The organism is Oxalobacteraceae sp. CFBP 8761, assembly GCA_014841595.1.
Classification (GTDB): domain Bacteria; phylum Pseudomonadota; class Gammaproteobacteria; order Burkholderiales; family Burkholderiaceae_D; genus Telluria.
The window spans coordinates 2519410-2534409 of record JACYUE010000001.1; the positions used below are offsets into that span (position 1 = coordinate 2519410).

12 protein-coding genes are annotated in these 15000 nt (G+C 67.3%); 11 read left to right on the forward strand and 1 reads right to left on the reverse strand.

Annotated elements, in window-relative coordinates; translation table 11 throughout:
* The first annotated feature begins 72 nt into the window (after positions 1-72).
* Positions 73-861 carry an alpha/beta hydrolase gene (locus tag IFU00_10945; protein ID MBD8542798.1) on the forward strand — a complete coding sequence of 263 codons (789 nt, stop codon included), beginning with the start codon at positions 73-75 and terminating at the stop codon, positions 859-861.
* Here the strand turns inward: IFU00_10945 and IFU00_10950 are convergent.
* Positions 854-2260 (reverse strand): YihY family inner membrane protein, encoded by a 1407-nt coding sequence (locus tag IFU00_10950; protein MBD8542799.1) that lies wholly within the window; start codon positions 2258-2260, stop codon positions 854-856. The two genes, IFU00_10945 and IFU00_10950, sit on opposite strands and share 8 nt — an antisense overlap.
* Before the next feature lie 84 nt (positions 2261-2344).
* Between IFU00_10950 and wrbA the strand changes: the two genes are divergently transcribed.
* From wrbA to IFU00_11000, 10 genes are all read left to right on the forward strand, one after another.
* The gene (wrbA, locus tag IFU00_10955; protein ID MBD8542800.1) at positions 2345-2956 is read left to right on the forward strand and encodes an NAD(P)H:quinone oxidoreductase; all 612 of its coding nucleotides are present in this window, start codon (positions 2345-2347) and stop codon (positions 2954-2956) included.
* Entirely contained in the window at positions 2956-3354 is a 399-nt protein-coding gene (locus IFU00_10960; GenBank protein ID MBD8542801.1) for a DUF2069 domain-containing protein, read from the forward strand. The genes wrbA and IFU00_10960 overlap by 1 nt, the downstream gene beginning before the upstream one ends.
* Positions 3347-4768, forward strand: coding sequence for an FAD-binding oxidoreductase (locus tag IFU00_10965; GenBank protein ID MBD8542802.1), 1422 nt, complete (start codon positions 3347-3349; stop codon positions 4766-4768). Before IFU00_10960 ends, IFU00_10965 begins: the two co-directional genes overlap by 8 nt.
* A 22-nt stretch (positions 4769-4790) precedes the next feature.
* Positions 4791-5219, forward strand: a complete 429-nt coding sequence (locus tag IFU00_10970; protein MBD8542803.1) for a DUF4124 domain-containing protein — start codon at positions 4791-4793, stop codon at positions 5217-5219.
* A complete protein-coding gene (locus IFU00_10975; protein MBD8542804.1) occupies positions 5207-7756 on the forward strand; it encodes an ABC transporter permease in 2550 nt (849 codons plus the stop codon). The genes IFU00_10970 and IFU00_10975 overlap by 13 nt, the downstream gene beginning before the upstream one ends.
* Entirely contained in the window at positions 7756-8826 is a 1071-nt protein-coding gene (locus IFU00_10980; protein MBD8542805.1) for a carotenoid 1,2-hydratase, read from the forward strand. Before IFU00_10975 ends, IFU00_10980 begins: the two co-directional genes overlap by 1 nt.
* 18 nt (positions 8827-8844) lie before the next feature.
* Positions 8845-10674 (forward strand): ATP-binding cassette domain-containing protein, encoded by a 1830-nt coding sequence (locus IFU00_10985; protein MBD8542806.1) that lies wholly within the window; start codon positions 8845-8847, stop codon positions 10672-10674.
* A gap of 167 nt (positions 10675-10841) precedes the next feature.
* The gene (locus IFU00_10990) at positions 10842-12878 is read left to right on the forward strand and encodes a Cache 3/Cache 2 fusion domain-containing protein (GenBank protein MBD8542807.1); all 2037 of its coding nucleotides are present in this window, start codon (positions 10842-10844) and stop codon (positions 12876-12878) included.
* 102 nt (positions 12879-12980) lie between these two features.
* Positions 12981-14105 carry a threonine aldolase gene (locus IFU00_10995; GenBank protein ID MBD8542808.1) on the forward strand — a complete coding sequence of 375 codons (1125 nt, stop codon included), beginning with the start codon at positions 12981-12983 and terminating at the stop codon, positions 14103-14105.
* Positions 14106-14146: 41 nt separating this feature from the next.
* The gene (locus IFU00_11000) at positions 14147-14941 is read left to right on the forward strand and encodes a thymidylate synthase (GenBank protein MBD8542809.1); all 795 of its coding nucleotides are present in this window, start codon (positions 14147-14149) and stop codon (positions 14939-14941) included.
* The last annotated feature ends 59 nt before the right edge of the window (positions 14942-15000 follow it).

Consider the following 15000-nt stretch of genomic DNA (forward strand, 5'->3'; position numbering starts at 1 on the left):
GGTGCAGTGCAGATTGCGCAAACGGCCATCGCTGCTAGGATGGCTGGCTTCCATCAACACAGGCTAACTGACATGCAACTCACGATTGGCGACCATACCGCCTTTTGCCATACCGGCGACAGCGCGTTCGACCCCGCACTGCCCACGGTCGTGCTGGTGCACGGCGCCCTGAACGACCACGCGGTGTGGACGCAGCAAAGCCGGACGCTGGCCGCACGCGGTTTCGCCGTGCTGGCGCCTGACCTGCCCGGCCATGGGCATAGCAGCGGGCCGGCCCTGCGCTCGGTCGAGGCGCTGGCCGACTGGTTGCTGGCCTTACTGGACGCTGCGGGCGTGAAACGCGCCCTGCTTGCCGGCCACAGCATGGGCTCGCTGATCGTGCTGGAAGCGGCGTCCCGGGCGCCCCAGCGCGCCGCCGGCCTGGCCTTGCTGGGCGCCACGTTCCCGATGAAGGTGGCCGACACCCTGCTCGCCACTGCCCTCGACGATGAGCAGGCGGCCATCGACATGGTCGTGGCCTGGTCGCATGCGGCATCAAGCGCCCCGTCGATTGCCAACGCGGCGCGCGAGCTCATGCAGCGGCTGGCAGCCGGTAGCGACGAACCGCTGCTGCACACCGATCTGGCCGCGTGCAATGCGTACACCAACGGCATGACGGCTGCTGCCACCATCACCTGTCCGGTCGTGTTCGTGCAGGGAACGCAGGACAAGATGACGCCGCCGCGCAAGGCGGCATTGCTGACCGAGGCGATCGCGCATGCAACGATCGTCACGGTCGATACGGGCCACGCGATGATGCAGGAAGCGCCCGAGGCTGTGTCGAACGCGCTGCTGGCGCAGGCGGACCGGCTGATCAGCTGACCGGCCCGGCAACCGCGTCGACGTCGGCGTCGGCGTCGCCGAAATGCTCGCGCAGGGTTTCGTTCAGCCCGGCCTCGACCGCCTCTTCGACCCGGCGCGCCAGCGCGCCGGTGTCGAGCGACAGGGCGGTATCGGGGCTGGCCTCTTCTTCGCGCTGCACGGCCTCCTCCACCGCGAAGTCGAACACGAACAGGCGGTACACGTCGGCCAGGCGCAGCGTGTCCGGGTCGGCCAGCAGCACCCAGTGCTCCTGGCTGGCGCGCTTGGTGTGGCGCCAGCTGATCTTCGCCGGCGCCTGGTCGTGCACGCGCCCGACCCAGCCCTCGGCCACCATGCGGTGCAGCAGGCGTGCCAGTTCGTTGTAACCGATGCGCGTGTGATGGCGGATGGTGCTGCCGGACACGAGCGCCGTGCCACTCAGCTTGGCGCTGCCGTGCAGGACCTTGAGCACCGACATCGCGTCGACGAAGGCGCCGCCGGGCGCGGCCTGGTACCACCAGCGTTCGTATTTCACGACCGGCAGTGCCGCCGTCAGCAAGGCCCCCACTAGCGTGATCATCCACGTGACATAGATCCAGACCAGGAACAACGGCAGCGCGGCCAGCGCGCCGTAGATGATGGCGTAGGTCGGAAACTGGCGGATGAAGAGGCCAAACACGCGCTTGGCGACTTCGAACGCAATGGCGGCGGCGAGCGCGCCCCAGAAGGCGTCGCGCCAGGCGACATGGCGATTCGGCACCGCCACGTACAGCAGCGTGTAGCCACCTGTCGTCGCGGCAATCGAGGCCAGGGTAAAGGCGAGCGTGGCCAGCACGCTGGCATCGCGCTCCAGCCCGCCGGTAACGTCAACCAGCTGGGAAGTGAAACTGAGCGAGGCGCCGAACAGGATCGGACCCAGCGTGATCAAGGCCCAGTACACCAGCAGGCGCTGGGTCCATGGACGGGGCTGGCGCACGCCCCAGATCTGGTTGAAGACCCGCTCGATCAGGCTCATGGTCGCGGCCGTCGTAAACAGCAGCGCCACCGCGCCCAGCGCCGACAGGCCCTTGGCCTTGCTGGCAAACTGCGTCAGATTGCCACTGATCGTGCTGGCAATGGCCGGCGGCATCAGGTTCTGCACGAACCAGGCATCGACCATCGTGCGCACCTGACCGAACGCGGGGAACATCGTGAAAATGGCCAGCACGATCGTCAGCAGCGGCACCAGGGCCAGCGTGGTCGTAAACGTCAGGCTGCCGGCAACTTGCGGCAGACGCTCTTCGCGCAGGCGGCGCAGCGCAAAGCGCACCAGATCCTTGGCCTCGGCCCGCGTCAGGCTACGTTCGAGGCTGCCCTCGAGGCTGCCATCGGCGCTGTCGGTAACGGCGTGGGAAGGATGCTGCGGCGGTTGGTTCGGCATGGCCATGGAAATACCCGATTCAGGCCGCGAATTGGGCGTCAACCCGGGCATGTCACTTCAACAAAGCGCACTATAATACCAAGGATGAACACGAATCCTTTGAGCATCCTGGTTTTGTACTACTCCCGCCACGGCGCCACGCGCAAACTGGCAGAACTGATCGCGCAGGGCGTCGACAGCGTCCCCGGCGCCGAGGCGCGCCTGCGCACCGTGCCCACCGTGTCATCGGTGGCCGAAGCGACTGCACCGTCCATCCCCGAGGATGGCGCGCCATATGTCGAGGCGGCCGACCTGGCCGAATGCGCGGGCCTGGCGCTGGGCTCGCCCACGCGCTTTGGCAATATGGCCTCGAGCATGAAGTACTTCCTCGACGGCACCGCCGCCGAATGGGTCAATGGCACGCTGTCGGGCAAGCCCGCCGTCGTGTTCACGTCCACCGGCAGCCTGCACGGCGGGCAGGAAGCAACGCTGCTGTCGATGATGATTCCGCTGCTGCACCATGGCATGCTCGTGATGGGCTTGCCGTACACGCATCCCGAACTGATGAACACCGCCAGCGGCGGCAGCCCGTATGGCGCCACCCACTGGGCCGGCGTCGATGGCAAGCGTGCCATCACCGAGGACGAGCGCGCCTTGTCGATCGCGCTCGGTCGCCGCCTGGCAACCGCGGCGCTCAAACTGCACGAAGGTCAATAATGGGCAAAGGCAGAGTCTTTCATATCGGCGCGGTGCTCAGCCTGGTCTGGCTGATCGCCTGGCTGGTGGCGTGGGAAGCGTTCGTCGCACCGCTCCAGCCGGGCAGCTGGCTGCTGGCCCTGAAAGCGCTGCCGTTGCTGCTGCCACTGCGCGGCGTGGTCAAGCGCGACCTGTACACGCTGCAATGGGCGTCGATGCTGATCCTGATTTACTTTGCCGAAGGCGCCGTGCGGGCCTGGGCCGACACCAACCCGCTGTCGCGCCAGATGGCCATCGGTGAAGTCGTGCTGGTGGTCGTGTTCTACGTCTGCGCCCTGCTGTACCTGCGCCCGTTCAAGAAAGAAGCGCAGCGCATGGCCAAGGAATTGCTGGACAAGGTCAAAGTCCCGCATGGTTGACCAGTCAGCGGCCGCCTTCCTGCAAGGGCTGCGGTCCATCGTGGGCGTCGACCACGTCATCACGATGGATGCCGAGATGGCGGGCTACCTGGCCGACTGGCGCGGTCGCTACAGTGGCCGCGCGCGCGCCGTCGCGCTGCCGCTGGACACCGATCAGGTGGCCGCCGTCGTGCGCCTGTGTGCCAGCGCCGGCGTCCCCATCGTCCCGCAAGGCGGCCGTACGGGCCTGGTCATGGGCAGCGTGCCCGATACGTCGGGCGACGCCATCGTGCTGTCGCTGCGCCGCCTGAACCGTATCCGCGCGATCGACGCGGCCAACCGCACCATCACGGTTGAGGCTGGCTGCATCCTGGCCGACATCCAGGCCGCCGCCGCAGGGGCCGGCATGCTGTATCCGCTGTCGCTGGCGGCCGAGGGGTCGTGCACGATTGGGGGCAATCTGTCGACCAATGCCGGCGGGACAGCGGTGCTGCGTTACGGGAACACGCGCGACCTGTGCCTGGGCCTCGAAGTCGTCAATGCCCAGGGCGCAGTCTGGGACGGCTTGCGCGGCCTGCGCAAGGACAACACGGGCTACGCGCTGCGCGACCTGTTCATCGGCGCCGAAGGCACGCTGGGCGTCATCACGGCGGCCGTGCTGAAACTGTTCCCGGCGCCGCGCGGCATGCGCACAGCCCTGGTTGCACTGGACTCGCCGCGCCAGGCGCTGGCGCTGCTGAACCTGCTGCAAGCGCGCTGCGGTGCGGCGCTGACGGGTTTCGAGCTGATGTCGGCCGTCTGCATGGATCTGGTCGCACAACAATTTCCCGCCCTGCCGCAGCCATTTGCCGCGCGCCACCCGCACTATGCGCTCGTCGAATTGTCGAGCAATGAATCCGAAGCGCATGCCCAGGCGCTGCTCGAATCCGGCATCGGCGCCGCGCTGGGAGATGGCATCGCGCGCGACGCCGTCGTGGCCACGTCCAGCCAGCAAGCGCTTGGCCTGTGGCGCCTGCGTGAACACATCCCGCTGGCGCAGGCGGCGGCCGGCAAGAACATCAAGCACGACATCTCGTTGCCGGTCTCGACAATCCCGGATTTCATCGCGCACACCGACGCCGCACTCGACCGCGCGTTTCCCGGCTGCGTGCTGGTCACGTTCGGCCACCTGGGCGACGGCAACCTGCACTACAACGTCGCGCCGCCACCGGGCATTGCGCACGACACGTTTCTGCTGCAGCAGGATGCCGTGAACCGCATCGTGCACGACGCGGTGGTCGCGTTTGCCGGTTCGATTTCGGCCGAGCACGGCATCGGCGCGCTGAAACGCGACGAACTGGCGCGCACCAAGTCGCCGGTCGAACTTGGCATGATGCGTGCCATCAAAACCGCGCTCGACCCGCTGGGCATCATGAATCCCGGGAAAATACTATGACCGGGAGCCTGCCATGCGTTGCCTGTGGTGCATTGTGCTGTGTGCGACGTGCTGCGCCCTGTGCCGGCTGGCCACGGCAGGCACGGTCTACAAATGTCATGAGGGAACGCACGTGAGTTACACCGACCGCCCCTGCCCTGGCGCCGGTGCGCCCCTTGCGCTGCCGCCCGCCCCGGCGCCCGATCCGGTGCAGACCGCGCGCCTCGCCGCGGCCCGCGCCGCGCTGGCGGCCATCGACGGGGCACGCGCCGTGCAGGCTGCGCGTGACGCGCATGAATTCGGGCGCGCCGGCCGCGCAGCGCTGGCCCTGCGCAAGCGCTGCGACAAGCTGCGTCTGCAGGCACGCTGGGCCAATGAGGACCTGGCCAAGAGCAGCGATGATGCAAAAGCCGTCGCGCGCATCAAGGCGCGCCGCATGGCCGACACACTGGCGGTCGAATGCCCAGGTTGAGCCGGCTCACGCGCTGGCTGCTGCTCGGCGAGTGGCGTGCGCACCCGGTGCGCGCACTGGTGGCGATTGCGGCGATTGCCGTTGGCGTGTCGATGGGTTTTGCCATCCACCTGATCAATGCGGCCGCCTTCAATGAATTCTCGGCCGCCGTCAAGAGCCTGTCGGGCCAGGCCGACATCCAGGTCCAGGGGCGCGAACTGCTGTTTGACGAAGCCGTGTACCCGCAGCTGGCCAGCCATCCGGACGTCGCGGTGGCCGCACCCATTCTCGAGGTGCAGGCCGGCGTGCCGGGCCAGGACACGCCATTGCGCATCATCGGCATCGATGCCTTTCGCGCCGGCTTCATTTCGCCCGACCTGACCGGCGTGCCGGGCAATGGCCGCATGCTGGACGTGCTGGCCGACGATGCGCTGTTCCTGTCGCCGTCCGCCGAGGCGTGGCTGGGCAAGCGGCGTGGCAACACCCTGAATCTGCGCGCCGGCACCGGCGTCATCACGCTGCGCGTGGCCGGCCCCGTACAGCGGGCGCGCAGCGGCCAGCGTCTGGCCGTGATGGACATCGGCGCCTTGCAATGGCGCCTGGAACGCGTGGGCAAGCTCTCGCGTGTGGACCTCAAGCTGCGCAGCGGCGTCGACCGCGCCGCGTTCCAGCGCGCTCTGGCAGCCGATCTCGAGCGCACCTGGCCGGGCCGCTTCACGGTCGGCCAGCCCAACGACGCCGACCAGGAAAGCCGCACGTCCAACATGAGCCGCGCCTACCGCGTCAATCTGACGGTGCTGGCGCTGGTCGCACTGTTCACCGGCGCCTTCCTCGTGTTCTCGACCCAGGCCCTGTCGGTCATGCGCCGGCGCAGCCAGTTCGCGCTGCTGCGCGTGCTGGGCTTCGAACGGGGTCAGCTTCTGCGCCAGGTGCTGCTTGAAGGCGCGAGCCTGGGCGTGGCCGGCAGCCTGCTCGGCATCGGCGCCGGCTACGCGCTGGCCGCCACCGCCCTGCATTATTTTGGCGGCGACCTGGGCGCCGGCTATTTCCCTGGCATTCGCCCGCAGGTCGCGTTCACGCCCGGCGCCGCGGTCGTCTTCTTCGGCCTGGGCCTGGGCGTGGCCCTGCTCGGTTGCCTGGCGCCGGCATGGGAAGCGGCGCGCGCGCGGCCGGCCGTGGCAATCAAATCCGGCGCCGACGAAGCACCGCTGTCACGCCTGGCGCGCGTCTGGCCATCGCTTGCGTGCCTGGCAATCGCCGCGCTGTTCGCGTTCGCGCCGCCCGTGTTCGAGTTGCCGCTGTTTGGCTACCTGGCAATCGCGCTGCTGCTAATTGGCGGCATCGGCCTGATGCCCCGCTTTGCTGCCGTCACGTTCCGCGCACTCGAAGGGTGGCTGTCCAAAAAACGGCATCCGATGCCGGTGCTGGCGCTGTCGCTGGGGCGCCTGGCCAATGCGCCGGGCCAGGCTTCGATTGCGCTGGGCGGCATCCTGGCCAGTTTCAGCCTGATGGTGGCGATGGGGATCATGGTCTCGAGCTTCCGGGTCTCGGTCGACGACTGGATGGGCCACATCCTGCCGGCCGACCTGTATGTGCGCACGCTGGATGCCGGCGGCACCGGTTACCTGAGTCCGGCGCAGCAGGCTGCCTTGACGGCGCTGCCCGGCGTGCAGCAGATCCAGTTCCTGCGCACGCGGCGCGTGTCGCTGGCGCCCGAGCGGCCGCCGGTCGTCGTCATCGCGCGCGACATCGACGTGCGCGATCCGGCGCGCCTGTTGTATCTGGTGGGCGACAGCGCGCCCATTCCTGCCGGCGCGCGGCCGGCCTGGGTGTCCGAGGCGCTGCTCGACCTGTACGGCGCGCGCGTCGGCCAGACGCTGCGCCTGCCGCTGGGCGGCGCGGAGACGCCGTTCTTCGTGGCCGGCGCCTGGCGCGATTACGCCAACCAGAGCGGCTCGGTTGTCATCCAGCTGGCCGACTACCGCAAGCTGACCGGCGAAGGCGCTGTCACCGACGCGGCGCTGTGGACCGCAGATGGGGTCGACGCGGCCACACTGGAAACGCGTTTGCGCGCGCTGCCATTCGGCGCGGCGCTCACCTTCATGCGCCCGGGCGACATCCGCGCGGCGAGCCTGAAAATTTTCGACCGCAGTTTCGCCGTCACGTACTTGCTGGAGGCGATCGCGATCGCGATCGGGCTGTCAGGCATCGCCGCCAGTTTTTCGGCCCAGACTTTGGCACGGGCGCGAGAATTCGGTATGCTGCGCCACGTCGGCGTCACGCGGCGCCAGGTCCTGCAGCTGCTCGCCTTCGAAGGTGGCCTGCTCACCGGCCTGGGCGTCATCGCCGGTTTCGTGCTCGGGCTGACCATCAGCCTGATCCTGGTTTTCGTGATCAACCCGCAGTCGTTCCACTGGACCATGGGCCTGCACCTGCCCTGGCCACTGCTGGGCAGCGTGGCCGCGGTGCTGGTGATCGCGTCCGTCGCCACCGCGCTCGTGTCAGGCCGCCAGGCCTTGTCGGGCGGTCCGGTGCGCGCTGTCAGAGAGGATTGGTAATGCGTTTCATCCTGTATCTACTGTTGTCGCTGCTGGCGCTGCCAGCGCGCGCCGAACCGCCCGTGTTTGCCCCCGTCACGCCCGGCGCGGCGCTGACGTTCCCGCGCGACTATGGCGCGCATCCCGAGTTTCGCACCGAATGGTGGTATGTCACTGGCTGGGTCGAGACGCCCGACAAGCGCCCGCTGGGGTTTCAGGTCACGTTCTTTCGCAGCCGCACGGGCGTCGACGGCGCCAATCCAAGCCACTTCACGCCGCGCCAGCTGGTGATCGGCCACGCGGCGCTGTCCGACCCGGCGGTCGGGCGCCTCGTGCACGACCAGCGCAGCGCCCGTGAAGGCTTCGGCCTGGCCTGGGCGCGGGCCGGCAACACCGACCTGAAACTCGATGACTGGCGCATGGTGCGCGACCAGGATGGCACCTACCGCGTGACGATCCGCTCGAACCAGCTCACGCTGGAACTGCGCCTGCGTCCCACGCAGCCGGTCCTGGCGCAGGGCCAGGGCGGGTATTCGCGCAAGGGCCCGAGTGCGCAGCATGCCAGCTACTACTACAGCGAACCGCAACTGGCCGTCACGGGCAGCGTGGGCCGTGCCGGGATGGCCTCTACGGCCGTTACCGGGAGCGCCTGGCTCGATCACGAGTGGTCGAGCGAAGCCCTGCAGCCCGACGCCGTGGGCTGGAACTGGGTCGGCGCCAACCTCGACGATGGCGGCGCGCTGATGGCTTTCCAGATCCGCGACAAGCAAGGTGGTAAACTATGGGCGCACGCCACCCGGCGCGACAAGGCGGGCAAGGTCACGCATTACGCGCCCGAGCAGATCACGTTCACGCCGAAGACGCTGTGGACGTCCCCGCGCACGCAGGCGACCTACCCGATCGCCACCACGATCACCACCGGCGACCAGGTCTGGCAGATCGTCCCGCTGCAGAACGACCAGGAACTCGATTCGCGCCGCTCGACGGGCGCCGTGTACTGGGAAGGCGCGGTCACGATCCAGCAGAACGGCCGCCGCGTCGGCCGCGGCTACCTCGAGATGACCGGCTATGTGCAGCCAATGAAATTATAAGAATCCCACGAAGACACGATGACCACGCGTACCACCAGCTCCACCGCCTCCCCCGACGCAGACAGTTCACGCAAGAGCAGCCTCTCGACCCTCAAGGGCTTGATCCCGTTCATGGCGCCGTACCGCCGCCAGTTCATCCTGGCCGGCATTGCGCTGCTGTTCGCGGCGGGCGCCACGCTGGCCATTCCGGCGGCGTTCAAGCAGATGATCGACCTGGGCTTCGGCGCGTCAGCCACTGCGCGCGGCATCGAGAATGTCAACGCGACCTTTTTGGCACTGTTCGGCGTGGCCGCCGTGCTGGCGGTAGCCACGGCCGCGCGCTTCTACATGGTCTCGTGGCTCGGCGAGCGCGTGACGGCGGATATTCGCAGCGCCGTGTACCGCCACGTGGTGCGCCAGAGTCCCGAATTTTTCGAGACCACGCGCACCGGCGAAGTGCTGTCGCGCCTGACCACCGACACGACGCTGATCCAGGCAATCGTCGGCACCAGCATCTCGCTCGCACTGCGCAACACGCTGCTGTTCATCGGTGGCCTGGTCATGCTGTTCATCACGAGTCCGCGCCTGACGTCCATCATTCTGGGCCTGCTGGTGCTGGTCGTGCTGCCGATCGTGCTGTTCGGCCGCCGCGTGCGCAAGCTATCGCGCGATTCGCAGGACCGCATCGCCGATGCGTCGGCCGTGGCCGGTGAAATCCTCAACGCCATGCCGACCGTGCAGGCCTTTACGCGCGAGGGCTATGAAGCCGGGCGCTTTGGCGTCGAAGTCGAAAGCGCGTTCACCACCGCCATGCGCCGCATCCGCGCGCGGGCGACACTCACGCTGCTGGCGATCGTGCTGATCTTCGGGGCGATCGTGTTCGTGCTGTGGCTGGGCGCGCATGCCGTGATTGCCGGGACCATGACCGGGGGCGAACTGGGGCAGTTCATCCTGTACGCCGGCATCGTCGCCGGCTCGGTCGGGGCCTTGTCCGAAGTAATGGGCGACGCCCAGCGCGCCGCCGGCGCCACCGAGCGCCTGCTCGAACTGCTGGGCGCCCGTTCGGACATCCAGGACCCGCTGCACCCGGCCACGCTGCCCGCGCGCACCGCCAACGGCGCGCGTGTCACGCTCGATGGCGTGACCTTCGCTTATCCATCCCGCCTGCAGGAAGCGGCGCTGTCGCACCTGGCGCTCGAGATCCAGCCCGGCGAGACGGTGGCTGTCGTCGGCCCGTCCGGCGCCGGCAAGACCACGCTGTTCCAGCTGCTGCTGCGCTTTTACGATCCGCAATCGGGCAGCATCCGCCTCGACGGCGTCGACGTGCGCGACCTGACGCTGCAGACGCTGCGCAGCGCGGTGGGCATCGTGCCGCAGGATACGGTCGTGTTCTCGCTCGACGCGATGGAAAACATCCGCTACGGCCGCCCCGACGCCACCGACGAGGAAGTGATTGCGGCGGCGCGCATGGCAGCCGCCCACGAATTCATCGAGCGCCTGCCGGAAGGCTACCGTTCGTTCCTGGGCGAACGCGGTGTGCGCTTGTCGGGCGGCCAGCGCCAGCGCATCGCGATTGCGCGCGCTTTGCTGAAAAACCCACCGCTGCTGCTGCTCGACGAAGCCACCAGTGCGCTCGATGCCGAATCCGAACGCCTCGTGCAGCGGGCGCTTGAAGCGGCCATGATCGGGCGTACCACGATCATCATCGCCCACCGCCTGGCCACGGTGCAGCGCGCCGACCGCATCGTCGTGCTCGATGGCGGCAGGATCGTCGAGATGGGCACGCACCACGAACTGGTCGCCCTGCGCGGTGTATATGCGAACCTCGCCGCGCTGCAGTTCCAGGCGCATGCACCCGTGGCAGCGTGACAGGATCGACCGGAGTATTGCGGGTGTCGGTGACCGAACCGTGACTTCCCGTCACATTCCGTTGCATCCAGGCACCTCAATGACTGCCAAAACTCACTAAATATTGCCATTAGAAAAGGTTGGGGCGTATGATCCGGAGTTATACCCTCCATCATCACTCGACTTTCATGAGCAACCAAAAATTTAGTTTAGCCAGCTGGAATGTCGGCACCCGCATCAGCGCCGTCACCTTCGCCCTGGCAGGGGTCATCATCGCCGTGCTGATCGGCACGATCACGCTGTCGACATCGAGCATGCTGGAACAGCGCGCCATGGAGAGCGTTTCCAGTGAACTCAAAGGCGTGGCCAACACGGTCGAACTGTTCAACAAGACCGTGTCGAGCCAGGCCGTCAGCTTCGGGCGCATCTTCAGCGCCGGCCTGCCGGGCGCGTATGCGCTCGACGAAGCGGCCACCGTGGACATCGGCGGCCGCCAGGTGCCGACGCTGAGCCTTGACGGCAAGGCGCTGAACCTCGACTTCGCCGTCCCCGACAGCTTCACCGAGCGCACCGGCGCCAACGCCACCGTGTTCGCCGTTGCCGGCGACGACTTCGTGCGCGTGACCACGTCCGTCAAGAAGGAAAACGGCGACCGCGCCGTCGGCACGGCCCTCGACAAGACCGCACCGGCCTACGCCGCGCTGCGCGCCGGCCGTACCTATGTCGGCCTGGCCCCTCTATTCGGCAAGCAGTTCATCACCCAGTACGAGCCGGTGCGCGACGCCGCCGGCAAGGTCGTCGGCGCACTCTACGTGGGCGTGAACATCAGCCAGGACATCGCCTTCCTCAAGGAGCGCATCAATGCGATCAAGGTCGGTGACAGCGGCTACTTCTACGTGCTGTCGGCAGCGCCCGGCAAGACCTACGGCGACCTGCTCGTGCACCCGAAGAGCGAAGGCAAGAACATCCTCGACAGCAAGTCGGCCAACGGTAACGAGTTCGTCAAGGAGATGCTGGAGAAGAAGGAAGGCACGGTCCGCTACGACTGGCAGAACCCCGGTGAAACCGGCGCGCGCGAGAAATTTGCGGCGTACACGCACATGAAGGACTGGAACTGGGTCATCGCCGGTGGCACGTATATCGACGAGATCACCGCCGCCGCCACCCAGCTGCGTAACCGCTTCATCCTGTTCGGCATTGCCGCGCTGGCCGTACTGGCCACGCTGCTGTACCTGCTGGTGCGTGCGACGGTGACGCGCCCGCTGGCCGAAGTCGAAGAAGTGGCCCGCCGCATCGCCGGCGGCGACTTGACCGCCCGGATCGCGCCCAGCAACAATGACGAAATCGGTCGCCTGACCGTAGCGATCAACGACATCGGCGAGAGCCTGTCGGGCGTGGTCGGCAAGGTACGCGACGGTGCCGAGCACATTGCGGCCGCCTCGCAGCAAATTTCAACCGGCAACCTGGACCTGTGCAGCCGTACCGAAGAACAGGCCGCCAGCCTGGCCACCACCGCGTCGTCGATGGACGAGCTGACCACGACCGTGCGCCAGAACGCGGACAATGCGCGCCAGGCCAACGAATTTGCCCAGACTGCGTCGAACGTGGCCCAGAAAGGCGGCGACACGGTGTCGCAAGTGGTCGCCCGCATGGATTCGATCACGGTCGCCTCGCGCAAGATTTCGGACATCACGAGCGTCATCGATGGCATCGCGTTCCAGACCAATATCCTGGCACTCAATGCAGCCGTGGAAGCGGCGCGCGCCGGCGAACAGGGTCGCGGTTTCGCGGTCGTGGCGTCCGAAGTGCGCAACCTGGCGCAGCGCTCGGCCGCTGCCGCCAAGGAGATCAAGGGTCTGATCGACGCATCGAACCATGAAGTCGGCGCCGGCAGCGCGCTGGTGGCGCAGGCCGGCACCACGATGCAGGAAGTGCTGACGAGCGTGCAGCGCGTTACTGCCATCATGGCCGAAATCAGCAACGCCAGCCAGGAACAGACCCAGGGCATCGAGGAAATCAACCGCGCCGTGGTCGAGATGGACACGACCACGCAGCAGAACGCGGCACTGGTCGAAGAAGCCAGCGCCGCGGCGCAGGCCATGCACGAGCAGGCCGATGCCCTCGCCCGTTCGGTGCGCAGCTTCCGCCTGGCCGAAGACGGCCCGAGCCTCGGCTACGATGCACCGGCACCAGCCCCGCGCCGCGCGGCGCTGACCCACGGCTGACGTTCGGCCAATCAAGCGTCTTGCGCCCGGCCACCCGGCCGGGCGCTTCCTGTGTCGACCTCGCGCGGTGTAGAGTAGCGTTCCTGTCTTTCGGAGTGCACCTTGTCAGAATCCGCCCTGCAGCGCCGCTGCCACACGATCTTCCCCGGCCATCGCCAGCGCCGTCCTGCGGAACATTTTGCAGCGATGGCCGCCTGGTGCGAGCAGCACGACATCGATCACGACGTGTATGGCAATGGCGACCTGATTCAGTCGTTCGAAGCGAAGGTGGCGGCCACGCTCGGCTTCGAGGCCGCCGTGTTCTGCGTCAGCGGCACGATGGCGCAGGTGACGGCGCTGCGCCTGGCCTGCCTCGAGCGCGCCAGCCGCATGGTGGCGCTGCACCCGACCTCGCACATCTTCGTCCACGAACGCGCCAACTACCAGTTGCTGGACCACTTTCAGGCACTGCCCGTGGGTGACCGGCACCGGCCATGGACGGCCAGCGATCTGCTGGACGTGCCGGACCGCCTGGGCGCCGTGGGCCTGGAGATCCCGATGCGTGAGATCGGCGGGCAGCTCTCGCCATGGGACGAACTCGAGGCGATCAAGCGCGGCTGCCGTGAGCGCGGCATCCACCTGCACATGGACGGCGCGCGCCTGTGGGAAGCGGCGGCCGGGTACGGGCGCAGCGCGGCGCAGATTGCGGCCGGCTTCGATTCGGTGTATGTGTCGCTGTACAAGGGCCTCGGTGGCCTGGGCGGCGCGATGCTGGCCGGCAGCCGCGAGTTCGTGGCGCGCTGCGCCGAATGGTTCCGGCGCCAGGGTGGCAACGTGATCCATCGCTCGCCGTACGTGGTGGCGGCCGCGATGGACTTCGACGCGCGCCTGGCGGCGATGCCCGACTATTTCAGGCGCACCCAGTTTCTGTATGCCGCGCTGCGCGCGCACCCGGCAATCCGCGTGAATCCGGCCGCGCCCCAGGCGAATATGCTGCATCTTCACCTGCCCGTATCCCGCGACGCCGCACTGGCGATCCGCGACGGGCTGGCGGCCGAGCATGGTATCTGGATGTACAACCGCGCCGCTCACGGCGCACTGCCCGATACCAGCGTCGTCGAAATTTACGTGGGTGACAACCTGCTGGCGATGTCCGACGACGCACTGCGCCTGGCCTTGCAGCGCTTTGCCGACCGGCTGGCAGCGCCCGTCGTGGCAGGCGCCAGCGCCCCCATCTGCACCGGATGATAGAATGACGGGTTGTCAGTCCCTTCATTACACGATCCGCAATGCGCCAATATCTCGACTTCATGCGCCATGTCCAGCAGCATGGCGCCACCAAAACCGACCGCACCGGCACCGGCACCCGCTCCGTGTTCGGCTACCAGATGCGCTTCAATCTGCAGGAAGGCTTTCCGCTCCTGACGACCAAGAAAGTGCACCTGAAGTCGATCATCCATGAACTGATCTGGTTCCTCCAGGGCTCGACCAACATCGCCTACCTGAAGGAAAACGGCGTATCGATCTGGGACGAATGGGCCGACGCCGACGGCAATCTGGGGCCCGTGTACGGTTACCAGTGGCGCAACTGGCCAACGCCCACGGGCGAACACATCGACCAGATCGCGCAAGTGCTCGAGCAGATCCGCACCACGCCCGATTCGCGCCGCATGATTGTCTCGGCCTGGAACGTGGCCGACGTGCCGTCGATGAAGCTGCCGCCCTGCCATGCGCTGTTCCAGTTCTACGTGGCCGACGGAAAGCTGTCGTGCCAGTTGTACCAGCGCAGCGCCGACATCTTTTTGGGCGTGCCATTCAATATCGCCTCATATGCGATCCTGACGCACATGATGGCGCAGCAGGCGGGCCTGGAGGTGGGCGACTTCATCTGGACCGGGGGCGATTGCCACCTGTACGCCAACCACATGGAGCAGGTCGACCTGCAACTGTCGCGCGAGACGCGCGCGTTGCCGCAACTGGTCATCAAGCGCAAGCCGGACTCGCTGTTCGACTACCGCTTCGAGGATTTCGAGATCACGGGGTATGACCCGCATCCGGGGATCAGGGCGCCGGTGGCAGTCTGACGGCGGCCGGCTTCGGCAAAGCGCGTGAGCCGTCCATGAAGCATCTTCGAAAGGTCGAC